The 25,049-nt window shown below is 59.5% G+C and carries 22 protein-coding genes, 1 pseudogene and 1 riboswitch; of the genes and pseudogenes, 3 read left to right on the top strand and 20 right to left on the bottom strand.

The genetic code is table 11. The annotated features are described in order from the left end of the window. Positions 1 to 457 precede the first annotated feature (457 nt). Positions 458 to 1,066: an MOSC domain-containing protein gene (locus NOV21_RS09420; protein ID WP_346428538.1), complete on the top strand. Its 609-nt coding sequence runs from the start codon at positions 458 to 460 to the stop codon at positions 1,064 to 1,066. Positions 1,067 to 1,150: 84 nt separating this feature from the next. On the opposite strand, the gene NOV21_RS09415 is transcribed toward NOV21_RS09420, so the two are convergent. The 7 genes from NOV21_RS09415 to NOV21_RS09385 form a co-directional block, all read right to left on the bottom strand. After that, on the bottom strand, positions 1,151 to 1,516 hold the full coding sequence (locus NOV21_RS09415) for a DUF1304 domain-containing protein (RefSeq protein WP_283170794.1): 366 nt from the start codon (positions 1,514 to 1,516) through the stop codon (positions 1,151 to 1,153). A 256-nt stretch (positions 1,517 to 1,772) separates the two neighbouring features. Beyond that, positions 1,773 to 2,519, bottom strand: coding sequence for a sortase family protein (locus tag NOV21_RS09410; RefSeq protein WP_283170793.1), 747 nt, complete (start codon positions 2,517 to 2,519; stop codon positions 1,773 to 1,775). A 57-nt stretch (positions 2,520 to 2,576) separates the two neighbouring features. Continuing rightward, positions 2,577 to 2,924, bottom strand: a complete 348-nt coding sequence (locus tag NOV21_RS09405; RefSeq protein WP_283170795.1) for a peptidase associated/transthyretin-like domain-containing protein — start codon at positions 2,922 to 2,924, stop codon at positions 2,577 to 2,579. Positions 2,925 to 2,933: 9 nt separating this feature from the next. After that, the gene (locus NOV21_RS09400) at positions 2,934 to 3,545 is read right to left on the bottom strand and encodes a hypothetical protein (protein WP_283170792.1); all 612 of its coding nucleotides are present in this window, start codon (positions 3,543 to 3,545) and stop codon (positions 2,934 to 2,936) included. A gap of 35 nt (positions 3,546 to 3,580) precedes the next feature. After that, positions 3,581 to 4,420 carry a class C sortase gene (locus tag NOV21_RS09395; RefSeq protein WP_283170791.1) on the bottom strand — a complete coding sequence of 280 codons (840 nt, stop codon included), beginning with the start codon at positions 4,418 to 4,420 and terminating at the stop codon, positions 3,581 to 3,583. A gap of 98 nt (positions 4,421 to 4,518) precedes the next feature. Further along, complete coding sequence (locus tag NOV21_RS09390) at positions 4,519 to 6,279, bottom strand: SpaA isopeptide-forming pilin-related protein (protein ID WP_283170790.1); 1,761 nt, start codon at positions 6,277 to 6,279, stop codon at positions 4,519 to 4,521. A gap of 62 nt (positions 6,280 to 6,341) precedes the next feature. Then, on the bottom strand, positions 6,342 to 11,096 hold the full coding sequence (locus NOV21_RS09385) for a SpaA isopeptide-forming pilin-related protein (protein WP_283170789.1): 4,755 nt from the start codon (positions 11,094 to 11,096) through the stop codon (positions 6,342 to 6,344). Positions 11,097 to 11,541: 445 nt separating this feature from the next. After that, positions 11,542 to 11,615: riboswitch (cyclic di-GMP riboswitch) on the bottom strand. Positions 11,616 to 12,294: 679 nt separating this feature from the next. On the opposite strand from NOV21_RS09385, the gene NOV21_RS09380 reads away from it, so the two are divergent. Continuing rightward, positions 12,295 to 12,435: a VOC family protein gene (locus NOV21_RS09380; protein WP_283170788.1), complete on the top strand. Its 141-nt coding sequence runs from the start codon at positions 12,295 to 12,297 to the stop codon at positions 12,433 to 12,435. A 326-nt stretch (positions 12,436 to 12,761) separates the two neighbouring features. Here the strand turns inward: NOV21_RS09380 and NOV21_RS09375 are convergent, their stop codons facing one another. From NOV21_RS09375 to NOV21_RS09345, 7 genes are all read right to left on the bottom strand, one after another. Beyond that, on the bottom strand, positions 12,762 to 13,103 hold the full coding sequence (locus tag NOV21_RS09375; RefSeq protein WP_283170787.1) for a cupin domain-containing protein: 342 nt from the start codon (positions 13,101 to 13,103) through the stop codon (positions 12,762 to 12,764). Between the two features lie 9 nt (positions 13,104 to 13,112). Then, positions 13,113 to 13,445: a cupin domain-containing protein gene (locus NOV21_RS09370; protein WP_283170786.1), complete on the bottom strand. Its 333-nt coding sequence runs from the start codon at positions 13,443 to 13,445 to the stop codon at positions 13,113 to 13,115. A gap of 10 nt (positions 13,446 to 13,455) precedes the next feature. Next, positions 13,456 to 14,097 (bottom strand): ABC transporter ATP-binding protein, encoded by a 642-nt coding sequence (locus NOV21_RS09365; protein ID WP_428978394.1) that lies wholly within the window; start codon positions 14,095 to 14,097, stop codon positions 13,456 to 13,458. A gap of 38 nt (positions 14,098 to 14,135) precedes the next feature. Then, positions 14,136 to 14,885 (bottom strand): ABC transporter permease, encoded by a 750-nt coding sequence (locus tag NOV21_RS09360; protein ID WP_283170784.1) that lies wholly within the window; start codon positions 14,883 to 14,885, stop codon positions 14,136 to 14,138. Next, entirely contained in the window at positions 14,885 to 15,904 is a 1,020-nt protein-coding gene (locus tag NOV21_RS09355) for an ABC transporter substrate-binding protein (protein WP_283170783.1), read from the bottom strand. Before NOV21_RS09355 ends, NOV21_RS09360 begins: the two co-directional genes overlap by 1 nt. Before the next feature lie 211 nt (positions 15,905 to 16,115). Continuing rightward, entirely contained in the window at positions 16,116 to 16,649 is a 534-nt protein-coding gene (locus NOV21_RS09350; protein WP_283170782.1) for a hypothetical protein, read from the bottom strand. A gap of 9 nt (positions 16,650 to 16,658) precedes the next feature. Next, entirely contained in the window at positions 16,659 to 16,862 is a 204-nt protein-coding gene (locus NOV21_RS09345) for a helix-turn-helix transcriptional regulator (RefSeq protein WP_283170781.1), read from the bottom strand. 505 nt (positions 16,863 to 17,367) lie between these two features. Here NOV21_RS09345 and NOV21_RS09340 point away from each other — a divergent pair. Next, on the top strand, positions 17,368 to 19,161 hold the full coding sequence (locus tag NOV21_RS09340; protein WP_283170780.1) for a flavocytochrome c: 1,794 nt from the start codon (positions 17,368 to 17,370) through the stop codon (positions 19,159 to 19,161). 113 nt (positions 19,162 to 19,274) lie between these two features. On the opposite strand, the gene NOV21_RS11390 is transcribed toward NOV21_RS09340, so the two are convergent. From NOV21_RS11390 to NOV21_RS09315, 6 genes and pseudogenes are all read right to left on the bottom strand, one after another. Continuing rightward, positions 19,275 to 19,490 (bottom strand): response regulator transcription factor, encoded by a 216-nt coding sequence (locus NOV21_RS11390; RefSeq protein WP_283170779.1) that lies wholly within the window; start codon positions 19,488 to 19,490, stop codon positions 19,275 to 19,277. After that, positions 19,487 to 20,809, bottom strand: a complete 1,323-nt coding sequence (locus tag NOV21_RS09335; RefSeq protein WP_283170778.1) for a LuxR family transcriptional regulator — start codon at positions 20,807 to 20,809, stop codon at positions 19,487 to 19,489. Before NOV21_RS09335 ends, NOV21_RS11390 begins: the two co-directional genes overlap by 4 nt. 229 nt (positions 20,810 to 21,038) lie before the next feature. Next, positions 21,039 to 21,800, bottom strand: a pseudogene (locus tag NOV21_RS09330) (ABC transporter ATP-binding protein). A gap of 2 nt (positions 21,801 to 21,802) precedes the next feature. Then, a complete protein-coding gene (locus NOV21_RS09325; protein WP_283170777.1) occupies positions 21,803 to 22,939 on the bottom strand; it encodes an ABC transporter ATP-binding protein in 1,137 nt (378 codons plus the stop codon). A 10-nt stretch (positions 22,940 to 22,949) separates the two neighbouring features. Beyond that, positions 22,950 to 23,915, bottom strand: coding sequence for a nickel transporter permease (nikC, locus tag NOV21_RS09320; RefSeq protein WP_283170776.1), 966 nt, complete (start codon positions 23,913 to 23,915; stop codon positions 22,950 to 22,952). Further along, complete coding sequence (locus NOV21_RS09315) at positions 23,912 to 24,871, bottom strand: ABC transporter permease (RefSeq protein ID WP_283170775.1); 960 nt, start codon at positions 24,869 to 24,871, stop codon at positions 23,912 to 23,914. The genes nikC and NOV21_RS09315 overlap by 4 nt, the downstream gene beginning before the upstream one ends. Positions 24,872 to 25,049 lie beyond the last annotated feature (178 nt).

The raw sequence follows: 25,049 nt of genomic DNA, 5'->3' as shown, positions 1-25,049 counted from the left end.
TCCGCGATGCGGTTCATTGCGCCCAGAAGCATTCGATATTCGACTGTCAAAGTGCAAATCCAAACAAAACTAGAGACTTTGAAAAATCTCTAATCAGGTCTTGACTTCATATAGCTGGTCTCCTTTCCGAATATGTTCCGATTCATATATCTCCATGTGAATAATATACTTTTTCTAGAATATAATTTGCATTCAACCCATTTTGCAATGCGATGAGCGAAAGGAGCAGAGTGAGCACGAAATCCTCGTCATGCGCTTCGCCATGCGTGTCGGCCCGCCGCTCTCGCTGATTCATCCTCGGCCTCGCCGTGTTCATGGTCTCCGCAGCCAGCGTATCGCCTACCTGCCCGGCGGCAACCCGTAGTCGACAACCTTTGTCAGACTCTTGGAATTCGGATGTGCCCGGCATCCGAACCGCTATAATTCCTAGTATTGTTCTAGGTTAAGGAGGTCGCCCATGGAGAGCGAGGGCGGATGCGCGGTGAACGAGACGGCGAGGGCCGCGGCGGAAAATCTGGGGCTGGACAACCCCCTCATGGCGACGCCCGACGGCCTCGCGCCGGAAGTGGGCAGCACCGCCACCGTCACCAGCGTGAACACGAGCGAGAAGAAGGAGACCCGCAAGACGCCTGCGGAATCGAGGGCCATCGAGCTCGAAAGGGACTTCGGGGTCCGCGGCGACGCGCACGCGGGCAACTGGCATCGGCAGGTCTCCTTCTTGGCGGAGGAGTCCATCGCCGTCGCTCGCGAGCACGGGCTCGATGTCTCCGAAGGCGATTTCGGGGAGAACGTCACCATCAAGGGGATGAATCTCAAGGCGCTGCCTTTGGGGAGCCGGCTTGAAATCGGAGATGCCGAAGTCGAGATCAGCCAGATAGGCAAGGTGTGCCATACCCGCTGCGCCATCTACTATCTCGCGGGAGACTGCATCTTCCCCCGCGAGGGGGTGTTCGGCTGGGTGGTCGAACCGGGAGCGGTGCGTGTCGGCGATACCGTCCGGGTTCTATCCCTTGGGAGCGGAGAAGTCCGCCGTCAAGTCAGCCAGCAGCCGCTTCCGCCGAAGTAGGCATGCGGCCCGCTCTTGCATCAATCGCCCAGGCGTCGCCAGCAGCCTACGGCCCAGCCTACCACGCGGGAGATGCGCGGACGTTTACAGCCCGAAAACGAGGATCAGGATGAGCGCTACAGCCGCCAGGCAGCCTTGTTTGAGCAGGATCTTCGGGTTGCTGGTGGCAGCGCCGTACGCAGCCACGCACAGGATGTACACCAGCACGGAGACGACCGCCGCCTGCGAATGCAGCCCGAACAGGAACACGAGCAGCAGCACACCCAGCAACGCATTGTACACGCCCTGGTTCTTGAACAGCGTGGACACCGAATCGCGTTTCAGCTCGGAGATGTCCATGCCGAACGTCTCGGACGTCTTCTTCGACGTGGTTGCGATGGTTTCCAGATAGAAGATGAAGAAGAACTCAAGTGCCACGAGCACAACGAGGATCATATTGACGAGAGCCATCCATTCGTCCTTTCATTGCAGCGCGCCGTCTGGACACGCTTCGATTTACCGGGACGGATTATAGGACCGCTTCGGATTCATGGCGAAAAAACCCGATCCCGAACACCATGCCTTCCGGAAAACGGAAGATGGACCCCATGCGATCCGGTGCCGTTCCCCGTCGCGAAAGCGAACGCTGCGAGCGGGAAACGGTCCGCACACCGGCCGGTGCAAGCGCATCCGCACGAAGGCGGGGACCGCAGGTCAGACGATGACGCTAAGGAGAATCTATGGAACCGCTGATGAATTCCGCCTTGGCCGGGGACGGCATGCTGGCGCCGGAACGGCTCGATCCTCGTTCGCGCACGCCTGCGCCCGCTCGCCTTCCGCCGCCCCGGCACTCAGCTCGCCGTCCCCGGCCAAGGCGGAATTCATCAGCGGTTCCATAGAAATCGGACGAGCAACGGAGCACCATCTCCGCATGCGCAGACGAGTCGAAATAGCAAATCACCAAATCAGCGTCAAGCTGACTCGGATCGTTCGGGTCGAAGCCGGTATCCTTCATCAGCGAATTCACGTGATAAGAATACCGATTGCCATCGACATCGACGATCTGAACGCCATCGCCGATGGATATCCGAGCCATGGTGCCCAATTGCTCCGGACTATCCCACCCCAGAATCACCAAGGGGCCTGCCGTCGGCGTCCCCGAATAGCGCAGCGCCGACATCCGAAGGCGCTCTTCATCCAATTGCCCGACACGCACAGGCGTTTTTATCCCCACCGATGGCACGCAAAGAATCCCCATGTACGATTCCCCGTCGATGGAGAGAATGGATATGCCCGCATCATTTTGCGCATCCCCCGCGACGCTGGGAAACCGCACATCCGTTACGGGAGGAAGAGCTGCCTCCAATCGCTGGAGAACCCGGACCGAATCGTTTGCCGCAAGCCGGTTCATACGATAACCCGCCGCGGAAAAAGCCAGGGCGGCGCATATCAGCACCGTCCCTACAGCCACCATGGCCCACGAAAGAGCCCCTTTGGACTTCTCGGAAGGATGAGCCGGCAAATGAACTCCCTACCGTTTTCCCGACCGCGATTGCGCGCCAGCGCGCACGAGGGCGGCGACGATCAAAGAAAGCCCGGCGATCGAGAGCAGCACGACGATGATCCACGAACTCCGATCGCCGGTTTTCGGGAGGTCGGCAGGCGGCGTGGGCTGCGGAGGCTCCTGATACGTATTCGTCACCATGAACACGTGCTCTTTTGCGCTGGCCGAGAAGCGGTAGCCTTCGGGGACACCCTTCTCGAACACCGACCACTGCGCTCCATCGTCAGCCGCCTTCCACGCATATGTCCAATCGTTCGATCCATCGAGGACCTGCTCGGACTGCACGATCCCATCTTTCAGAATGGAGACCGAGATATTCTGCGGTCAGGAAGATCCATGCCCCTCATCGGCCCAATGCTTGACTACCCGATATTCGATCTCTTTCCCGCTTGGCTTGCTTCTCTCGAACTTGGGGGCGACGGTGGTCTCATATCTCCACATACCATCTCGATCGAGGTCGGGAACGGCGACGAGCGATGGCTGGAATGTGTACACGTAACCGGTCGAGGTCGATACGCTTCCCGTCATCAGCAGGTACAAACCGCACCCGATGCCCCCAAATGACGCGCGCTGCCCGCTGTCGGCTTGTGATTCGAACGTGGGATCGGCACCCGATGCCGAAGCGAAGCCGGCGACCAAACCCGCCGTTTCTGCCCATTGGCCGTCGGTCTGGTCGGTGGAAAGGTTTGCCCCCGATCCGGCAAACGCCGGCACGGGGGAATATACCCCTTCGGCTGAAACATCCGCAACCTTGTACAAACGCGCATGAATTCCCCCGACGGGATCGCCATCGACTTCGTATGCAACCGTCAGGTCGCACTTCTTCGAAGTGTCGATGGCATCTTGGGCCAAAGCAGAATTCACGGGAAGCGCGAAGAGTGCTAGAGCGCACAGCGCCAAAGCGAAGAAAGCGATATGTGCTTTACGCAACTCCATATCCCACCTCAAACTTTCCTCGGGCATGCTCCCCGTTAGGAAGCAGAGTGCCGTCCTTTCATGCGGCGCCCGCGCTTTCGCCGCACTGCGACGATGAGCAGAGCGGCAAGCAGCGCGACCGCTGCAACCAGCGCCCCCACCGCAATCGGATTGACCGAAGGCCCGGTGAGCGCATCCACGGGCTCAGGACCGTTGGGAACCCGCTTTCCGCGGACCAGCAGCCGTTGCGTATTCACCGCATACGGCGTGCAGGTCAGCAACGTCACGTGATCCTCGCCCGGAACGATTTGCACATCCTCGAACCGATCGGGCTCGATGACGCTGATCTTGTCAACTTCGTACGTCATCTTACGATCGAGCACCGTGATGACGAACGTATCTCCGACCTCCATCCGATCCAAATCGGTGAAGAGCCGGGCGGTCGGCAGGCCCCTATGCCCCGATATAACCGCATGGGTGCTTGTTCCGCCCACTGGAAGGGAAGATCCCTCCAAATGGCCCACGAAGCGCGAGAGCATGTCTTCAGCGGTTCCATGGAAGATGGGAACCTGCACACCGATTTTATCGATGGTCAAGAACCCGATCATCCCATCCCCTCCGGGATTCAGAATCGCGTTGTACCGTCCATCTTCCGGTGCGCCCGCCCTGAACGACTGCGGATTCGCGGCGATCTGGCGGTTGTACTCTTCGGCTTCGCGCAGAAGACCGTCCTTCTCCTCCCGGGTCATCTCCTGCGAGTGATCCTCGTAGCCCTTCACGGCGAACGAAGCACCTATCTGGTTGTAAAGGTCGCTTACCGTCGGATACAGGAGCAAGGCGATCCCGGCGATGAAGGCAAGCGTCATCAGAACGCTCGATATTCTCGGCTTCGCCATGCTCCTGCCCCTTCCGACCCGCAAGCCGCAGGTGCGAGCTTGCGGGCCGAAGGGTCATGTCCGTATCGTTTGCTGCAGACTATAGCAGTCGCAACGCGTTACTTTTGCCGTGCAGAACGCCTGCGTACGAAATACGCGATGCCCGCGATCAGCACCAGCGCAATGCCCGCGCCGTAGAGCAGGTACGTGCCCATGCCACCCGTGACGGGCAGGTTGCCGCCGGGCTCATCCTTGATGTTCTCGGGGGTGTAACCGGTGCCTGCGGGCTGGCCGGTCTGAACGCTGGTGTTGTCGACCTTGGTCTCGATCGAGAGAACATAGGCCGGAACCATGCCTGCAGGCTGGGTCTCGGATGCGGTGGGGTTGTCGCCCGTCGCACCATCGGCAAGCCACAGCAGCTTACCTTGGGCATCCGTAGCCTGCACCTTGATGGCGGCATAGTCCTTGACGGTGGTGTAGTGCACCGTCGTGGTGGTGGTCACGGCGCTGGTCGCGTGCGAGGCGTCGATGGAAACGTCCTTGGGATTGGGGCTCATCAGCTTGTAGCCGGTGGGCGCCGTGGTTTCCTGCAGCTTGTAGGAGCCCGCCTGCGGGCCGTCGACGGCCGCATAGCCCTTGTCGTCGGTGGTGAGGGTGGCGACAACGGTTCCGTCAGCGGTCTTCAGCTCGAAGACCGCCCCTTTCAAAGCCGTGGGATTGGCGGTGTTATTGTCGGTCTTGTAGATGTAGAAGCTGTAGGTGAAGACGGTTTCCTTGTCGGTCTTCTTTCCATACCCGCTGTTGGGATTGTCCTCATCGCCAGGGGTGTACGTGCCCTCTTTGAAGGGGTTGTTGCTGTAGATGAAGGTATAGTCGTTGGGGTTGCCGGTGGCGCCGCCGATGACGGCGTTCTCGTTGAGGACGGCATCGTAGGTGACGTGCAGCTTGGTGGCATCCTTGATGTTGTCGTACACGAAGCTTACGTACATCGTCGTGGTGCCATCGCTGTTCACCTGATACGTGAGGGTGTAATCGGTGCCAGGATTGAGTTCAACAGTGCCCGTAGCGGTGTCCTTATAAGCCTTCACCGTCGTGCGGTCGAGGGTAAGGCCCTTGGACAGCTTGTCGCCCATGACCACGGTGGTGTTCTTCGCGCCAGCAGGATACACGGGGACGTCGCCGTTGAGCTTGTAGCTGATAGGCTTGCCGATGGATGCGGTTGCGTTGCTCCCATCCGTGACGGTGCCTCCGGTGATTTCCTTGTCGCCTCCAGGCTCGGTGGTCTTCAGGTCGACCACGTACTTGCTATAGATAACGTAGGCACCGTCGACAATCGTGGGAACGACCTCTGCCGTCACGGTCTGGTAGATTTTGGCGCCGTTGGTGTTACCCATGCCGACGATGATGTACTGGCCCAAGCCCACTTCCGTGAAGTTGGCAACTCCGGACACGTCAGTCTGTTCGCTCTTGTCATAGGCAAGGGCTGGACTCGCGTTTCGCACGTATGCGGTGAACGCACCCAGGACAGCCTCCGCGTCATAAGCTCCCGCGGTGTACTGATCAATGGTCAGACCCTTGTACGGTGCAGAGGGATCCGCCGCATCCAGGAACGCCTGGAACGTCGGCGTGAACGCGTAGGTCAGCTGGTTGTTGGCATACGTGACAGTAACGACCTTATACATGTTGAGCGTGTCATTGGCATTGCCGGTCTTGGCCTCGATGCTTGTCGTCGAGTCGGCCGCGGCTGGGGAGGCAGTTGCCCCCTCGGCAACTTCCGACGTGGTGGCATACGCCGGCAGCGCGAGGGCAAATGCCGCCACCAGGGCCACAAACGCGGCGAGCATTATCGCGATGCCCTTGTGCATTAGCGTTTTATTCATCTCATGCACTTCCTTTCAATTCCTTTCGAATAGTGCCTTCATGTCCCATCTGAAGAGCTTTCCTATGCTTCACCCCCATCCAGACGCCTTCGTCTGCGCCAGAGGCCGATCGCTGCCCCCAGTAGCAGGACGACGGATGCAAGGTATATCGCCAAGGGGCCTGAGCCTCCGGCCGAGGGAAGTTCGCTGGTCTTGGCGTTGTCGATGGGGTACGCGCCGTTCTCGGGCGTGATGACACCTGCGGAGGGGTTGCTCGTCGTGAACGAGGTCACCTTGCCGCCCGCCACCGTGATGCGCCACGGCTCGGAGGGGGCCTGGTAGCCCGTCGCCGCCCGCGTCTCGTAGAGCAGGTACTTGCCGTCGACAAGCGATGTGAAGGCCGCCGTGCCGTCTGCCCCGGTCGTCTTGGTGGCAACCGGCTGCTGCGAGGACGACGGCTCGTCCCACGCATCGTTCGTGGCGTACAGCTTGAACTCCGCACCAGCGAGCACCGTCTCATGGTTTGCGGCGTCGCGCTTCAGGATGACGATGCCGGGTTTGGGATGGTTGGTCACGCGCGCCATGCCGATCTGCGCGTTGAGGTAGAACTTGCCGCCATTCGCGGAGAGCGCGGGGTCGACCTGCTTCACGGTGTCCTCCACCGCCGCCGTGCTGAAGTCGGAGTCCGCATAGGAGCACTGGTCCGGGATGCCGCCATGCACCTGGCCGATGTAGAAGCTGAGTGGGGCGGGATCTGTGTCGAAGGCAGCCGCGAACTCGGGTTTCTCCACGTAGTCGGTAGTCGCCGGATCATCGGCGATGTCTGCGGCAGCAACGCCGGCAAACGTGGGCGTGGCGAAGCTATCGCTGTCGCTGATGGCCTCGGTGAGCGTGTAGGTGCCTATGGGCAGGTCCGTCTCCCACTGCGAGGCGATGACGACGTCGCCGTTGGCGTCGGACGTCATGGCCTCCACGTCGGCGCGAGTGACCGTGTGCACGCCGGCTGCCGTGCCGCCCGCGCTTGCGCTGTTGTTGAGCTTGATCTGGAAGGAGCGGTACGCATCCTGGCCGGTCGTGCCATAGGAGCGCTTGAGGTTGAAGGTGAAGGTCATCTCGCCGTCATCGCCCAAGGTGGAGAGGTAGCCCAGGAGATTCTCTTTGTTGACCCTCTTCTGGACGAGGATGCGTCCATCCACCACGTGGATGACGGCCTTGCCCGTCGCGGAGACCGTAGCGGTCTGCTCGCTACCCACCGGGTCGCGGATGAGCCATGTGGACGGATTCTGATTGACCAGGTTCGTCAAACTGCGCGTCCGCGGCGTGCCGTTGTTTGCGTACGGGTCGGGGGAACCGTAGTTGATACGGTCCGGCGTATACGTCACCTCGAGATGGTATTTCACGTCGTTGGTGGTCGTTGTGGTGAAGGGCTCGTAGGCATTGCTCGGGTTGTTCCCACCAGTGTTATCCGCCACCCACTTATACGTGAGGCCGCCCACCTTGTCGTTTTGATGGCAGTTGCCGCCCGCATAGGAGGTGGCGTCACCGGGCTTGGGCAGGTAGTAGTAGTCCACCGTGACCGTTTCGCCATTTTTCAGCCTGCCGAGGTAATCCTGGTTGTTCTTCGCGTCGATGCGCGCGAGGTACTCGACGAACCACGTGCTATCCGCACTGCCGGCAACCTTGTCGTAGAGGTTGTCAGGCGTGATGTCCTCGCCCATGAAGATGGTGTCCTCGTAGTTGCCTATCGCAAGATCGAGCACCTCAGGGTTCACCGACGTCCATGGGAAGTACTTATGAGGGCTGTTGTTTGGGTCCGCCGGATTATACACGCGATTCTGACCCGCCTCGTTGCCGTTGGAGAGGATATCGTTGCCGCCGAGGAAGTCCTCCTTGGCACGCACGGTGATCGTGCTCGACCACACGGAGACCTTCTGCTCGCCCGTGACGCCCTGCGTCGTCGTCGGGATCTCCTGATCAGTCCACTCCAGATAGAACATCTTCTTGTCGGAGTCGTATTTCAATGTCGCGGTCTTGCCATCTGCCAGCTGGTACGGGCGCTCGGTGAAACCGCCGTTCTCGTTCAGGACCGTCAGCACGTTGCCATCGGCGTCCACCAGATCGAAGCGCGGGTCGATGTAGTCCGTCACCGTGTAGCCCTGCAGCGGCTCGGCGATCTGCGTCGCCATCTCTTGGAAGTGCGCCACGAGATCTTCGCCGTTGTCGTAGCGGGCGGAATAGAAGTACTTCTCGCTGCTGTTGGGCTTAGTGCTGGCCAGCTCCTTCAGGAAATTTGTCGAATGGGTGATGTCGTCTTGAGTCATGCCCGCCGACTCCATCAGGACCGTCATGATGGTATAGCCGTTGTTCTTCAAAGTGGTAGCGTCTGCTATGGCTTGGTTCTCATTGCCGGAGTTATCCTTGCCGTCGGTGAAGATGATCAGGTATCTGGATGCGGCACCATTCGTCGTGTTCGGCGTGTACCCTTGCTGCCCCCAGGACCCGGCTTGATTGCTGGTCATTTTTTCCATAAAGGCCTTAATGCCCTTATAGGTGTGGGTCGCACCGGTGAAGCCGTAGTTGTAGACGTCCATCCCACCGAGCCACGCATGCGCGGAGCCGCCCTGGGTCTCCGTGTCGCCATAGCTCTGGTTCATCGCCGCCGTCATCTTGGCAGTGTCGTTGGTCCAGTTCAGCAATGCCAGCTGCGTGGAGCTGAAGTCGCTCCGGCTGAATCGGACCATGCTGACCTGGCTCTCCGGGGAAAGCGAGTTCAGCGTCTCGGCGAACTTGCCGACGGAGTGCTGCAGGACCTCGGACTTCGTGCTCGCATCGTCCGCCTTGGAATAGACTTGCGAGATGCGGTAAACGCCGTTGTAGAAGAAGCAGGTCTTCAGGTTGCCGGCATCGTCGATGTAGAAGTAGTTGGCGTGCGAGCCGTTGGCCGTGCCCTGGATGGGATGCCACGCCCCGCCGAAGTCGTTCTGCGACTCATTCTCGTTGTAGTTGTGCGCTCCCTGCACTCCCACATACTGCTTCGCCGAATACGGCTGCTGTGTCGCGTAATCGGGATAGCCTCCCGAATTGACGTAATACCAGCCAGCGCCCGTATGGTTTATGGCCCGTGCCATGTACTGGCCGTTCATCTTGAACAGCTCGATGCCGCCGACGTTCTGGTGGGTTCCGTTGCTGTAGCCCATGGGCACGTACTCGTTCACGCCCGCAGTCCTGTCATACAGGTAGTACTTGTAGCCGTTGTAGTTGAGCTTGGAGTTGTCCGTCGCGTTCTTGTCGAGGATCTTGTCGACCTGCGCTTCCGTCAGCACGCGATACGGTGTGTAACCGCTGCCCATGATCGCAGTCCATTCGCCCTGCGTATGGGTCATCGCGTCCGGATTGTTGCTGGTCCACACCATGGATCCCGAAGCATCGAAGACCATGCCGACGTTGGCCATGTTGGTCCCAATGTTCCAGCTCTCCAGCTTCAGATCGAAGGTTCTGCCGTCAGAGATGCCGCTTCCGTCAACATGGACCGAAGCCGTCTTGTCGGTATGAAGTCCTTCCCGGCTTGTGTCGTAGACCTTCGTCCCGTTCTGGATCTCGGCATCGTACTGCGGCGCGCCCGTTACCGTGCCGCCGGTCTCCTTCTCCACCTTGGTCTTGTAGTAGACGTTCACCTTGACCAGGCGGGTGCCAGCATCGTAGGATATCGTTCCCGCGCAATTCGTCTCGTTGACGTTTGCCGCCTTCGGCCCAGCCGTGACCGACACGCCCGAGTGAACCTCACCGGCCTTCAGCTTCTCCGCCTGGTCGAAGCTGATGCTCTGCCCGGACGTCAGCACGCCGTCCTTCTGGTCGTAGGAGCCGTCCGCATGATAGTAGCGGATGATGTAGGTCGTCCCGGTCTGGTCGGACGGCGTCGGCGGGAGCGGGGTCTCGCCCTTGTCGAGGTAGATGTTCAGCTCGTTGATGTCACCGTCAAAACCATATGGATGCCAAGTAGTGTAGTACACCTCGGAGGCGTAGCTGTTCTGCAGACCGTTGTACTGCTGCCAGCTGGTGCTGTGGGCCTTGCGGAAGCTGGTCATCCTCACCGTCCCGCTGAATTGCGAGGTCTCGATCGTATAATTCGAAGCCCAGGTCGCCAGGTGCTCGAAGGACTTCTTGAGCGAGTAGTCGTTCGGGTTCGCGCTGTTCCCGCCGCTGTTCAGCGTATAGACGTTGACCTTCAGATAGCGGGCCCAGCCGGCATTGTCGAAGCCGGGGTCGGCTGGGAGGCTGTCGACCTTCCAGTTGTCGCCGCCGAAGCGGATCCAGCCGTACTCCCCCACGTTGTACGGCGCGGTGTTGGACGTGTTGCCCGTGTCGAACACCACGTAGATGGAGAACGACTGCGCATGGAACTCGGTTTTCTCCAGTGCTCCTTTATGATCGGACGTGATAGTGGCGTCCACCAGCTCCACTTGGCCATCGTCCTTTACGTGGGCGACTTCGACATTGGAGGAATCGGTCTCGGCGCCGTCGAGCACGACCTTCTGCTTGTACGAGAACGCTACGCTCACCGTGCCATTGGGTTCGATCTCGTTTCCCACCGAATCCAGGAAGCGGACATCGTACGCCCGTGCTTCAATGACGTTTTTCTCGTCCTTGCCCACATGCTCTGCCACCTTGGCGGTGGCGTCTACGTAACGCTCAGCATCGTCGTCGGCTTTCGCGGCTTCCTCACCGCCCGCTTCGTGCGCTTTCACGGCATCATCGCCGTAAGGGGTGAGCTCCGCAATATCGAGCACGGCATCCTTCGGCAGCACGTTTTCGCCGGCAACCGTCGCGGTGACCTTCATCGTGTCGTTTTCGAAGGCGAATTCAAGAGGAGCGTTTTCATCGGAAGCAGCGCTTTGCCTCGGCGATTGCGATGTGCTCCGACTTGGAGTCTGGGACGCGCCATCCGAAGCGCTGCTTGCCGAGTCCTGTCGAGTATCCTGAGAGGATGTTGCAGGCGATCCATCTTCCCTTGTCGATTCGCCGGCAGTCGGAGAAGACGGCTGCGAAGGAGAGCTTTCTCGGGCGTTCGATTCTGCCGAGGCGCCGGTAGCATCGGATATATCGGAATGAGCCGCTCGACTGCTCTTGTCGGCATAGGCGCCCGAGGGCACCGCAACGAATAAGACGAGGGCGAGCGAAAGCGCGATGCTCGTCGCCTTGCGCGCAACATTCGATTCCCGCAATCTAGAGAACATCCGGTGCACTCCCAACGCAAAAAGGCAGCCAGTCACACTTCCACAACGAAAATGCAACTGGCTGCCAGTTAAGGCCCTATAGCTTTGTGTCGCCGTCTTTCGACGGGTTTGCCGATTGGCTAGATATTAGAAAACCCTAAGACATCGGTCAAGCGGACGTAGGCGTTCCCGCGTGGGGAATCGGCGAAGAGCCGACGGAAAGCACCGTAGAAGATAGGATGAGAGCGCCATCGGCCTAAGGGAGGCCGGGTTCATGCCATTAAACGACTCGGACCGAAAGGCGAATGCGCGCAACTATGCGGAGATACGAATGGAAATCCAACAGGATAAGCCTCCTTAAGACAATAGGGGTACCCCGACCTCGGCAGCAATCGAATTTTGCAAACCTTTAGCCTTGGCGATGGCCGCCTTGCTGCATAAGCACCTTACGACGCCAACATTCAGCACACGGTCGGCTGGGCTGCGCCAACTTTGAGGGTTTCCAACTTTGCCGGAGGCTGAAGCCGGCGAAACCGCCTCCCAAGCGCCAACTTTGAGGGTTTCCAGCCTTTCTCCGATCTGACTTTTTCTGCCTTATCACGAGGATAGCGCCGTTTCCGCAGTTCACAGGCCTATCGCCCGGCCATCGCCGAATCCCGCAGCTTCCAGAAAGGTTAAAAACTCGCGAAGTTGGCTCCAAAAGAACCTTTTTCGGGCTTTCAGGTCGAAAGAAGGCTGGAAACCCTCAAAGTTGGCGCCCGCCCGCTCTGCCCGAAGGAGTATCTTGGCCATATCAAAGCCACGCAAGAAGGAACGAACCCAGATGGAGCATGCGTATACCACGTTCATGGTCGAAAACCTCGATGCCACGGTCGACTTCTACCAGACCGCGTTGGGGATGGATCTCGCACGCCAGTTCACCGCGCCAGCGGGCCGCTTGGCCACTTCGTGCACGGTCGCATGACGGATCTCGCACGCCGGTTCACCGCGCCAGCGGAAGGCTGTCTAGAAACTCCCTCTGAGACTTCTGCTTATACGATATATAGTATTTTAAGAAGCATATAGATACTCTATTATGCATGTTTGAACAGATTGATAAGAGTTTCTAGACAGCCGCACGGGGAGGGGAATAGCCTTCCTCACCGATTCAGCAGGCGACTACATGCTCGAATTCATACAGCGAGAAAGCAAAGGCGTGAACGTGGAAGGCACGGGATTCGTCATCAGCTTCACCGCGGAAACCGATTTGGAAGAAACGCGCCTTCGCAGCCCGGCATCACGACTTGCTGATCACCGATCGGCTTTCACGACCACGAGCAGCATCTTGAACCGCGTGGCGGCTTTCACGGCGTGCGGGACGCCGGCGGGCATGATGATGGCCTCTCCCGCCCCGACGGTGTGGGGCGTACCGTCGATGGCGATCTCGGCGGCACCCTCCAGCACGATCGCCATGGCGTCCCCCGGTGCCGCGTGCGTGCTGATGGACTCGCCCGCGTCGAAGGCGAACAGGGTCGACCCGACACCGGGCCTCTGCGCCAGCGTCAAGCTCACGACCTTGCCGTCCTCGTAGCCAACTTGGCCAGCCAAATCAAACGTCTCCGCATGGGGAAGGTTCTTGATCAATGCATCCATGGTTTTCTCCTATTCGGTAAGGGTTATCTGCAGGATCTTGCAGCTGCCTATCGCAGCCACGGCATGCGGCGTCTTCGCGGGCACGGCAAGGCAATCGCCTACGTGCATGTCGTGGCTCGCCCCATCTATCGAGACCGTCAGCCCGCCTTCGACGATATAGTACAACGTGTCGCCGAAGTACATCTCCTCGCTCACGCTCTCGTCCTCGTCGAACGCGAGCAACGTCATCTGGCAGCCATCGACCGAGCTCATGGCCATGCTGACCACCCGCCCCGACTGCACGCCGATGAGATCCGAAAGTTGCGCCGGCGCTTCCGTCGGCAGATTGCGCAATGCTTGCATACCATCCTCCTCAGCACGTGATCCGATGAATGATGTCCTGGCGGATCCGGGCAAGCCCCTGGGAGCTCGCATCGCGCCCTTCACCGCCGGGCAGCTCGACCCATTCTACAACGGTGGCGGGCCGCGGAGACAGCACGGCGATGCGCGTGGCTACCATCAGCGCCTCATCGATCTCGTGCGTCACGAACAGGACGCCGGGCTTTTCGACCTTCCAAATGGAAAGCAGAAGGCGCACCATTTCCATGCGTATCCCGTAATCGAGCCCCGAGAACGGTTCATCCATCAGGAAGAGGTCGCCGCCGAAATAGAACGCCCGCGCGAGCGCGCACCGACGCGCCATGCCTCCGGAAAGCTGCTTGGGGTAGTAGCCCTCGAAGCCCTCCAGTCCGACGGCGCCTATAAGCGATGCGAGTTTCTCCGGCTGTGCATCGTCGCGCACCAGCTTGATGTTCTGCTCGACGGTACGCCAAGGCAGCAGACGAGTACCCTGGAACATATAGCTCACCCGGGCACCCTGCGCGTCCACCGTGCCGGAATCGGGCTTCGAAAGGCCGCATATCATGTTCAGCAACGTGGTCTTCCCGCAGCCCGAGGACCCGATGAGCGCCACGATCTCACCGGGATGGACATCGAGCGAAAAATCGGACACCACCGCTAGCCCATCGAAGGATTTCGACACATCATGCAACCTCAGCACGAGGGAACCTCCTTTCGAACGAGCATTGCACGCAACAGCCTCTCGGTGAGGAAACACCCCACGACGAGCAGGAACGCCCACGCGATGATGGCGGCGGGATCGATGTTCAACCGCGCCGTGGTGATGGCTCCGCCGATGCCGCTGTTCGTGGTCAGCACCTCGCCCATCACGGCGAGCTTCCACGCACTACCCAAAACGATTTCGAATGCCGAGTTGAAGTACGGCCGAATGGACGGCAGCGTGATGTGCCGCAGCGTCTTCGTGCGGGAGAACCGGTACAGGCGCGCCATCTCCAACAGCTTCGGATCGACGTTGCGCGCGCCGTGGACCAAGTTGATGGCCATCGTGGGGATGGTCGCCGTCGCCACGATGAAGATGCAGGGTTTTCCGTTGAAGCCGAACCACACCAGCGCCAACACCACCCAGCACACCGGCGGCACGGATTGGAGCACCTGGATCAGCGGCATGCCGACGTCTTCCACCTTAGGGCAGAGCCCGAACAGGAGCCCGAACGCGCCTCCGACGATGACGCCGATCGCCAGGCCGATGAGCAGCCGGGCGATGGTCGTCCCCACCGTGGCTAAGAATGTGGGGGCAGCGACGATGGCGCCCAGGGATTCCGCCACCTGGGAGAGGGGCGGCACCACCAGCGGCGGAAAGCACAACGACAGCACATGCCACACCGCGAGGAGCAGCGTCGCCCCCAGGATCCGACGCAGCCAAACGCCCGTCTTATCCTTCATCACTTTCCTTCATAGTACATGCCGTCATCGGGTAGCTGGCCGCCGATCATCTTAGGGTTGAAATTGTACAGAAGCTGGTAGAACGCCTCCAGCTGGCTCTTCGCATCCACGGCGCTCTCGAAGTGAAGCCCCATGTTGGGGATGGCAGCCTTCACGATCGCCGGCTTCATGCCCAGGTACTTCTCGGCCAGGGCGGCCGCCTCGTCCGGATGGTCGTTCACCCACTGGACGCTTTCCTCATAAGCAGCTTGGAACTCGGCGGCCAGCTCGGGATGCTCGTCGATGAACTTCTGCGTGGTGCCGAAGCCCGCGTTCGGGATCATGGTGTCGGTTCCCGTAACGCGCTTCCATTCGTCTTCGAAGCTCAGGGCGCGACGGACGTTCTCGTTTTGCATCATGGCGGAGGTGGCCTGCGGTTCGATGAGCGTCGCGTACTCGGCTTCGCCGGAAGCGAGCGCTTGGGCGACCTCGGCCTGGCTGGCGTAGACGATTTGGACGTCATCGCCCACGGTAAGCCCCGCCTCGTTCAGGAAGTACTGGGTCAAAGCATCCGGCGGCGAGGATTGCAGCGGCACGTAGACGGTCTTGCCCTTCAGGTCAGACCAGCTCTGGAAACCCGGATCGGTCGTCATGAAATATGTGACGCCCCACGTGTTCACGTTCATCAAGCGCACATCCGCTCCCTTGTTGTACAGCGTGGACACGACCGTCAGCGGGAAGGCGTACATGTCGCGCTCTCCGCCCTGGACCATGGCGAGCAGCTCCTCGGGCGATTTCCAAATCCCCAGGTCGATGGTTACATCGTCGCCCAGCATGCCCTCCTCCATCATGTGCAGGACGGGAAGAGTCGGCGGCGCGGTGGGCACGCCGACCGAGATCGTGACCGGCTCGCTCGACTTCGACGCGCCCGATTGGCTATCCGACGAACTCGATTGCCCCGAACTCGCGCAACCCGCGGCGAAAAGCCCCGCGAGGGCAAGCGCGACGCACGCGCCCAAGATGGCAAAGCGTTTCTTCATTAAGAAGCCCCTTTCATTGTTCTGCCTGTTAGTTAGAAGTTCCTAACTATACCACAAGGCAGGATAGCATCGTGAAAGCGGCTCCGTTGTTGCCATGGCAACATCCGCGCGGATTATTTTGACGAAAGCCGAGAACCCGACCGCCTCCGAAGACGGCTTGGAGGGCAAGCGCCGGTTATCTCCACACTTTCCATCTTTTAAAGATCCGCGGCTAGTCCTCGTCCTCCTGCATGAGCGCGTCCTCGCGGCGGCGATAGCTCCACCAGCTCAGATATTGGAACGCGACCACGAGTCCGGCGATCATCCCGAAAACGACGATGAACATCGCGATGTCGCCCGCCCATGTGACGCCACCCCAGCCGAACAGCGCGACCTCGTTGCACAGCCGGCCGCCTACCGCGCCGACGCCCACCAGCGCCGCGAGCCCCAGCGAGGGGGTGACAAGCCCCGCCTCCCCGAACGTGCGAGATTCGGTGAACTTCAGGGAGTCGCTGTATATCCCGCGCCGCGCCTTCATCACCGCAACCGTCACGACCGCCGCGATCAATACGACGCTCTCGACAGGATCCTGAAACAGCAGACCATCGCCGCCATCGCGCTGGGCGAGGTAGTTGAAGCGGGTATACAGGTCGAATAGGATCCCCAGCGCCATGATGGTGAAACCAACACGGTAAATCTCGCCGAGCTGGGCGCTCAAGCGCTCGTCTTTAGCCCCGCGGGCAAACAGCTTCTTCGAATCGTTCATGGCTTGCTCCTATTCTTCCCAAAACAGATCGTCGAGGGTTGTGCCAAGGGTTTTGCAGATGTTGATGCACAGATTCAGCGTGGGGTTGTAACTTCCGGACTCGATGAAGCACACCGTCTGACGCGTTACGCCCACCGCCGCAGCAAGCTGTGCCTGCGACAATCCCGCCGTCTTGCGCGCGTCCTTCAAACGCGTGTTCTTCGTACCATCCATCGCCTTCCCCGTTCTCGGAACCGATGAAGCGAGCTTCCATCGGGTTGTCTTCCCTTATGTCAGAAATATATGACATAGAATTTGATCAGTCAACTATATCTGACATATTTTTCGACGGCAGCTTTTCATCGAACCACCGAACGAAGTGCTAAAAGCCGAAAACGATGCGGGCATCGCGAGAGAAGCGATCGCCCACCCGAGCGGACATCGTCTCCCGGCTTTCGGCGGCCTCGGAAACAAGACAGCCGATCCACCGCCCGCGCGGATATCGTGGCCGGCATGCCGCGACCGCGACGCAACCCCGCCTCCGGCGCTTCGCGCGCCCGGTCCGACTCTCGGACCGCACGGAGACGCAGCACGATTCGATCCTCAAGCAAATCCCCCCGCAGGGGGGATGGCCGAAGAAGCAATCCGACCAAAATTCCGATAGACGATTCCCCCGTTATGCAACATCCTTGCCCGAGGGCCCGGCAAGAGTATTGGTTCCATCTAGCAAGGGGGAAACATGGCACAACTATCTCGAAGGAATTTCTTGGCGGGAAGCATGGTCGCAGCTGCTGGCGGCGCATCTCTTGTCCTGGGAGGCTGCTCCACCGCCAAACCCTCGACCGCGAAAAGCGGCCAGGTAGCAGGCTCGGGGTCGGCAACGGGCAAAGGCGGCGAACTCGTCGTTGAAACGGTACTCGAAAACGGAACGCTGCTGCACATAAACGTGCAGAAATCGCAAGAATCCTTCGGGGTTGGAACCGAGGCGATGGACATCCTCAATCAGCTCATCGTCGACGGGCAAACGCTCAACGTCGATACCGTCTCCGGAGCGACCATTTCAAGCATGGCCTTCATCTCCGCTGTTTCCGCGGCTCTCGACAATGCGGGCGAAAGCTCTTCCAAATGGAAGAAGCGGGACAAGGCAGCACCGGAGCTCCCGAGCGACATTCCCACCGATGTCGACGTCGTCGTCGGTTCCGGAGGCGGCGGATACGCAACAGCTTTGACGGCGGCACGCAAGGGATCGAAAGTCGTCATGATCGAAAAACTCGGCATAACAGGCGGAGATACCATTTTGTCAGGCGGGGCTATCGCCGCTCCCAACAATTACTTCCAACGCCGCGACGGAATAAGCGACAGCGCCGAAAAACTGGCCCACGACATGCTGGTCGGAGGCGACAATATCGGAGACCCCGATCTCGTCAAAGTCATCGCCGAGGGCGCTTACGATGCCATGGAGTGGCTCACATTCGAAGCCGACGTGGCTTGGCAGCCCTATCAGCAATTCTTCGGCGGGCATTCGGTAGCGCGTTCGCTTGTTCCATATGGCCAAGAAGGAAGCGAGATCATCGTCAAGCTTGGCAAACGCTGCAAAGACATCGCCAACCTGACCATTCTCAGAAACATGAAGGCGGAATCGCTCATCACGACGGGCAACGCGGTCACCGGGGTCAAAGCAACCCATACCCTAACCGGAGACACGTACACATTCAATGCCAAACACGTCGTGCTTGCAACGGGGGGATTCGGCTCCAACGTCGACATGCGCGTGAAATACAACCCGAAGATGGATTCGAGCATTCTCTCAACCGACAGCGTAGGGGCAACGGGAGATGGAATAACCATGGCCGAAGCCGTCGGCGCAAATCTTATCGACATGCAATACATTCAGACTTATCCAACCTGCGACATCGAGACAGGGGGCCTGCTGTACACCGGCAACATGCGCCTCAACCAAAACGCCATCTGCGTTAACAAAGAGGGAAAGCGATACGTCGAGGAGCTTGAGCGCCGCGACGTCATCTCGGAAGCCACCACCAAGCAAACCGACGGGGTCGGATATATGGTGTTCACCCAGGAGCAAGTCGATAACACCGGCGTATTCAAGGCGAATAAAAGCGAGGTGGAAAACCTGCTCGCCCGCGGGAAAATGATCAAAGCCGATACGCTTTCCGACGCATGCGAGCCCTTCGGAATAAACTCTTCGGAACTTGAGAAGACCATTTCCTCATGGAATGAATATTGCAAAGCCGGCGAAGACCCCGATTTCAAATACCGCGGCAAGCTCAACCCCATCAACAACGGTCCTTACTACATCATCGTCTTCAAGCCGTCCGTTCACTACACCATGGGCGGGCTTCATATCAATCCGCAAGCCCAGGTGCTCGATGCTTCGGGAAACCCGATTCCCGGGCTGATGGCCGTAGGCGAAGTGGCGGGGCATAAAATGGGCAACAACCGTCTCGGTTCCTGCTCCATCGCCGACGTCTTCGTGTTCGGCAGATTGGCGGGTGAGAGCGTTTCCCAATAGCGGCAATCGCGAGAGGATGAGCATGCGCTCTCAGTTGAAACTCTGCGCATAACAAGGCGGGCGCTATCGAAGGCGGCGTAGATCACGCCGCCTTCTCCGTGGGTCGCCTCGCACTAAGAACGCGCTTCCTCCTCCAGCGCATCAAGCAACTCGAGAAGGGACTGGCGATTGCTCGTCCCCGTCTTACCGTAAATATGGGTCAGATGCGTTTTCACCGTGCTTTTGGAAATGAAGAGCTTCTTTTCGATGAACGGACTCGGATAGCCCGACGCCCAATATCCCAAAACCTCAGCCTCTCGTGGAGATAATCTATAGCGCTCTACCGTCAAGGCAACCCTATCGATGCCGTTTTCACGCGCATCATTCGATACCGATTTTGGCTTCCCCTGAGTGGTCTTTGCAGATGAAATGCCGGATGTGGCATGTCCACGGCAAGAAGAAGTGCCACGATGAGCGCAATCAGCACGACGATGCTCGATCCCTCGCCCACGGGAACCGCGAATGACACCGACTGGCCCAGCGCGCTGCCGAGCCATTGCGCGCATCGCAGCATTGCCAAGCAGAACAAAGCCGATACCGAATCTTGTGCAATCGAATCGATGAGCATGAACCAAACGACATACTTGACGACCTCGGACCCGACAAGCATGATGCAAAAAGCAACGGCGCCCGAAAACATGTCAACCCCCGAAGGAAGCAGCGTTGCAAAAACCATGAGGGGGAAAGCCACATAGAATGTCAGTGTCGCCTTCCTCTTGTAAAGCCGATAGGCCACGAACACCGCGACCATACTCGAGAGGGCCGGAATGCCGGCCGAAAGTGCAGAGGGGATTGCCGAGCCCGCTTGATAGCCTCCGAAGATCCCGACCGTGCGCATGGCGCCGTACCCGAAGAAGGCAAGGGCGACGATGATCAGATGCCTTATTGGAAGCTGTCGGGCCAACTCCCTCAAACCGATATTCTCCGGGTGCTGCAGCCCATGCACCGCTTTCTCGGCATTCTGCGAAGGACTGCCTTGGGAGGGGACGGAAGGGGATGACGATCGCGGCCGACGGTTCCCTATTGCGAAACACCCCATGCCCGCAAACGTGAGCGCCGCCGTCGCCGCTGCAACGACCTCGGAGGGGAAAAACGCCACGGTAGCGAATATCGCGTATCCTATGGCATAGGCCAAGGACACGGTTAGCGCTACGCGTCGGACGCCGCCGAAGCTGATGCGCTCCTCCCAAAGCAAGCGCAATGTGCTGCCCATGCCGCTCAGAGCAAAGGCAACGATGAGAATTTGCGACGGAACGCCCGCTCCATACAAGGCCAAAGTTGCAACCGAAACTAGAGACAAGCCGCTAAAGATCGCGAAGAGGACCGTGCGGGAAAACCGACGGGAATTACGGCACACGATCAACGCAAGCAGCCCCGAAGCCAGCACCGTTGCGATCCCTTGGGCAATGAAAGCCCCATCGGCCGCCGTTACGCTGAGAGAACCCACCATAAGAAGCGGGCCGTTCCAAAACAAGAAACTCCAGGCTATGTAGCAAGCCAAGCCGAGCGCGTTGCACATCGAGCCTTTTACGTCAATCGATTCCGTACAGTCATTTTCCTGAGATGACCGCACCGTATCACCCTTCCCCAAATAACTGCCGCGCTCCATTGCGAAGCAAACGTCCCTCCGCCAAAACGCCGTCAGTAAGGGGCCTTGCAAACCTTGTAAACGAGATTAGAGATCTGTTTTCCCAGCACATCGACGCTCCGATTCTAACACAACGGGGAAAGGCCCCGAGCCTGTTGCCCGAGATCGTTTTGATCGAAGCAAAAGGACCCTAAACGAGCATCCAGCTGGCCTCAGTAGGTGCAAGCGATACCTCGATCAAGGCAGCAGCTCACAGCGCGGAATCCAGCAAAGCCTTCGTGGAAGGATGCTGCGGATGTTCGAATACATCGTCCATCCGGCCTTGCTCGACAATCCTCCCCTCCTGCATCACGGCCACGCGATCGCACAGGGCACGCACGGTATCCAAATCATGCGAGATATACAGCAGCGACATCTTCCGCTTGCGCTGCAAGGTGCGGATGAGCGTCATGATCTGCGCCTGCACCGAAACATCGAGCATGGACGTGGGCTCGTCGCATATCAGCAACCTGGGCTCAAGCACCAACGCCCGCACGATGGAGATGCGTTGCGCCTGCCCGCCTGATATCTCGTGCGGGAACTTCCCCGCCTGATCGGCGCTGATGCCCACCGAGTCGAGCATGTCGAACACCATCCGCCGCTCCTCCCGACGATTCCGAGCCAAATGGAACATCCGTATCGGCTCGGCACAGCAGTCGTATACCGTGGAACGCGGATTGAACGTCATCTGGGGATTCTGGAAGATCATCTGAATCGAACGCCTCATTTGGCGTTATTGGCGGTTCGTCATCCGCGTCAAATCCCGGTCATCGTACCGTATGCTGCCGGCATCGGGCTTCACGAACCCCATGATAATGCGCGACATGGTGGTTTTGCCCGATCCGCTTCCGCCGATCAAGCCGAACACTTCGTCCTCTCCCACGGTGAACGAGACATCATCCACCGCTCGCACTTCCGACTTCTTGATGAAGCCCGATTCGAAGCGTTTTGTGATATTCCTGACCTCCAGCATGGCTACGCTTTCCCTTCGCAGAGCTCGTCCGCGGAAAAGAAGCACCGGCAGCTATGCACGTGCCCCAGATCTGCGTGGTCGACACGGGTGCCGTGCGTCCTCCCCCGCCGATCAGGACCCGGACGATCCCCAACCTGCTCTGCCATCTCATGCGCACGCGCCACGCGCTCCGATGATTCCACATCGACGGGCATCAACTCGATATCCATTTTCGTGCAGACATCCGAGACATAGGGGCATCGATCGGAAAAACGGCACCCGGGCGGAAGGTCGGTGAAAGCGGGCATATAGCCGCGCATCGGCTTGAATCCATGCGTGGGCATCGAATCGATCAGCCCGCGCGTATAGGGATGGGCCGCATCCCCGAAAATCTGCTCCGTGGGTCCCATTTCGATGATTTGGCCCGCGTACATCACCGCAACGCGGTCGGCAACGGCACTCGCCAAAGGAATATCATGCGTGATCAGCATCATCGCACAGCCAGCCTCGTCGCGCAGCTGCGCGAGCATATGCGCGACCTCGATACGGAGCGCCCAGTCGATCGCCTTCGTGGGTTCGTCCACGATAAGCAATTCGGGGTGAGTCGCGGCGCCCATGGCAATGAGCACGCGCTGGCACATGCCGCCCGAGAGCTCGCAAGGATAGTTGTTCATGCGCGCTTCCGCGGGGGTTAAGCGCAGTCGTTGGAACAATGCGCGCACCGTCGATTCCGTTTGCGCGCGCAGTTTCTTTTTCACGCCTTTCCCGGCACCTGCCGTGCCGCCGAATTCGCGAGCCGCGCGCACCTCGACGCACTCCTCCACCTGCCGTCCGGCCTTCATCAACGGATCGAGGGATGTGGAAGGGCTCTGGGGGATGCACATGATCTCGCTCCCGCGCAATGCTTGGAACTCGCGCTCGCCCATACCAGCAAGTTGGCGTCCCCTGTACGAAATCGACCCGGAAACGATCGCGTTATCGGGGAGGATATTCAGAACCGCATTCCCCGTGACCGACTTTCCGCAGCCCGTCTCCCCCACGACGGCAACGATCTCGTGAGGATGGATATCCAAACTGAGATCGTGGATGATCTCCAAAACCTCATTCTTCACCAGAAAGCCCACGTTCAGATGGCGAATGCGCAGCAGCTCCTCCGACACGATGCCCCACCTACTCCGTTACCGCGGATTCGCGCATGCGGGGATCCAGCTTGTCGCGCAGTCCGTCGCCTATCATGTTGAACGACAGCGCCGAGAACGCGATGGCGACGCCGGGAAAAACGGACATCCACGGTGCGTGGCGCAGATAGTCCTTCCCATCGGAGACCATGACGCCCCAGTCAGGGGTGGGAGGTTGGGCGCCCAGCCCTAAAAAACTCAGCGATGCGCAGTACAGTATGATGCTGCCCACATCCAACGACATAAGGATGATGTTCTTGGAGGCAACGTTCGGGAGCAGGTATTTCAGCATGATGCGCCAGCGAGGATTGCCTATCGCCCGTCCCGCCTCCACGTACTCCGCATTCCGCAAAAGCACCACCTCGCCGCGCGCCATGCGTGCATACCGCGTCCATTGGATGCACGAGATGGCAACGACCAAACTCGCCTGGCCCGTACCGAGCAGCGCGGCCATGGCAAGGGCGAACACGATGGTGGGAAACGCCAGGAACACATCGACGATGCGCATGATGATGGCATCAACCCTGCCGCCGACGAACCCGGAAAGCAAACCGATCAGGGTTCCGGCGATCACGCTGACGAGCACGACCAGCACCGCGGTGGGAAGGGAAACGGCGGCGCCCTCGATCACGCGCGAGAAGATGCACCGTCCCAGGTTGTCGGTTCCGAAGGGATACTTCGCGCAAGGCGCCACGAACGTCTGCGTGAGGTCCATGGCGGTGGGATCGTTCGGCTCCAGAAACCGGCCGAAGAGGACGAGCGCCAGCAATACGATGCCGCAGGCGCACCCTAAGAACAGCATGACGTTCTTGCGGTTCAGAAACGCGATGAAGCGCACGAGGGGATTCGCCGCATGCCGCGCATCCGGCTTGCGTCCCCCCGGAGCCAACGCTTCCGCACCTTCCGCGGACTCCCCCGCCGAATCTCCGACAAGAACGCGCCTTCCCCACCCGCTCATGCGGCACCCCCGCTTTCCGCGTTCGAATACTTCACACGCGGATCGATCCAGGCGTAGATGATGTCCACCAGAAGATTCGCGAACGCATAGCCGAACGCGATGAGGATGACGCATCCTTCGATCATCGGGGTATCCTTGCTGTTCACCGCATTGATGAACAGGTCGCCAACCCCGGGCCAAGCGCATATGCTCTCGATGACCACGGCTCCGCCCAAGATATGCCCGATCTGCAAGCCCACCAACGTGATGATGGGCGGAATCACATTGCGGATACCATGCGATCGCATGACAGCGCCGCGGGTCAAGCCCTTCACGCGCGCCACCGTCATATAATCCTGGCGCACCACATCCAACGTCGACGTGCGCATCATACGCGTGGTAGATGCGATCATGCCCACCGAAAGCGTGCATGCAGGAAGGATCAAGCTTTCAAAACCGCCCTTCCCGCTAGTGGGAAGCCACCCCAGTTGGATAGAGAACAGCATGATGCCCATGATGGCAAGCCAGAACCCTGGAAACGATGCGAGAAGGAGCACGACAAGGCGCACCAGATGGTCGGGGATCCTATTGTGCTTCAAGGCGCTCAGCACGCCAAGCGGCACGGCGATGACCAGCGCGATGATCAGCGAGGCGATGCCCAGCTCCAACGTGTTGGGCAAACGCATCGCAAGCATCTGCCCGACCGGCAAATTGTACCGATACGAAATTCCGAAATTCCCCGTGACCGCATTGACCAGCCAATCCGCGTACTGCTGAACCAGCGGACGTTCTAAATCGAATTTCTCCCGCACAGCTTGCAACGTCTCGGGGCTGACAACCTCTTCGCCGTACGTTTCGATGAGAATCGCGGTTGCGGTATCGCCGGGAGTCACATGCACCATGAAATAGGTGAACGTCGCCACCGCCCACAGCACGAAGACCATCGCCAGCAGGCGCCGTCCTATGAATTTTGCCATGCGCATCCCCTTTGAAGCGCTCTCGTATGAAGCAGGGGCTCACGCAGACCAGAGAAATCCGAGATTGCACCGCAGCCATCCCGCCGATAGCGACCGGAAATCCGCCCCTGAGGGCGCAGACACAATCAAGAGTCGGATGGGGCCGGGCGGAAAAGCGGCCCCATCCGATGGGAGGAGG

The organism is Curtanaerobium respiraculi, from assembly GCF_024609215.1.
In the GTDB taxonomy this organism is placed as follows: domain Bacteria; phylum Actinomycetota; class Coriobacteriia; order Coriobacteriales; family Eggerthellaceae; genus Curtanaerobium; species Curtanaerobium respiraculi.
This window is presented reverse-complemented; position numbering and strand designations above follow the sequence as displayed.

Coding starts and splice junctions, on each gene's coding strand:
- NOV21_RS09420 (WP_346428538.1), top strand. CDS start 458: ATGGAGAGCGAGGGCGGATGCGCGGTGAACGAGACGGCGAGGGCCGCG.
- NOV21_RS09415 (WP_283170794.1), bottom strand. CDS start 1,516: ATGGCTCTCGTCAATATGATCCTCGTTGTGCTCGTGGCACTTGAGTTC.
- NOV21_RS09410 (WP_283170793.1), bottom strand. CDS start 2,519: ATGGTGGCTGTAGGGACGGTGCTGATATGCGCCGCCCTGGCTTTTTCC.
- NOV21_RS09400 (WP_283170792.1), bottom strand. CDS start 3,545: ATGGAGTTGCGTAAAGCACATATCGCTTTCTTCGCTTTGGCGCTGTGC.
- NOV21_RS09395 (WP_283170791.1), bottom strand. CDS start 4,420: ATGGCGAAGCCGAGAATATCGAGCGTTCTGATGACGCTTGCCTTCATC.
- NOV21_RS09390 (WP_283170790.1), bottom strand. CDS start 6,279: ATGAATAAAACGCTAATGCACAAGGGCATCGCGATAATGCTCGCCGCG.
- NOV21_RS09385 (WP_283170789.1), bottom strand. CDS start 11,096: ATGAAGGTCACCGCGACGGTTGCCGGCGAAAACGTGCTGCCGAAGGAT.
- NOV21_RS09380 (WP_283170788.1), top strand. CDS start 12,295: ATGGAGCATGCGTATACCACGTTCATGGTCGAAAACCTCGATGCCACG.
- NOV21_RS09375 (WP_283170787.1), bottom strand. CDS start 13,103: ATGGATGCATTGATCAAGAACCTTCCCCATGCGGAGACGTTTGATTTG.
- NOV21_RS09370 (WP_283170786.1), bottom strand. CDS start 13,445: ATGCAAGCATTGCGCAATCTGCCGACGGAAGCGCCGGCGCAACTTTCG.
- NOV21_RS09360 (WP_283170784.1), bottom strand. CDS start 14,885: ATGAAGGATAAGACGGGCGTTTGGCTGCGTCGGATCCTGGGGGCGACG.
- NOV21_RS09355 (WP_283170783.1), bottom strand. CDS start 15,904: ATGAAGAAACGCTTTGCCATCTTGGGCGCGTGCGTCGCGCTTGCCCTC.
- NOV21_RS09350 (WP_283170782.1), bottom strand. CDS start 16,649: ATGAACGATTCGAAGAAGCTGTTTGCCCGCGGGGCTAAAGACGAGCGC.
- NOV21_RS09345 (WP_283170781.1), bottom strand. CDS start 16,862: ATGGATGGTACGAAGAACACGCGTTTGAAGGACGCGCGCAAGACGGCG.
- NOV21_RS09340 (WP_283170780.1), top strand. CDS start 17,368: ATGGCACAACTATCTCGAAGGAATTTCTTGGCGGGAAGCATGGTCGCA.
- NOV21_RS09335 (WP_283170778.1), bottom strand. CDS start 20,809: ATGGAGCGCGGCAGTTATTTGGGGAAGGGTGATACGGTGCGGTCATCT.
- nikC (WP_283170776.1), bottom strand. CDS start 23,915: ATGAGCGGGTGGGGAAGGCGCGTTCTTGTCGGAGATTCGGCGGGGGAG.
- NOV21_RS09315 (WP_283170775.1), bottom strand. CDS start 24,871: ATGGCAAAATTCATAGGACGGCGCCTGCTGGCGATGGTCTTCGTGCTG.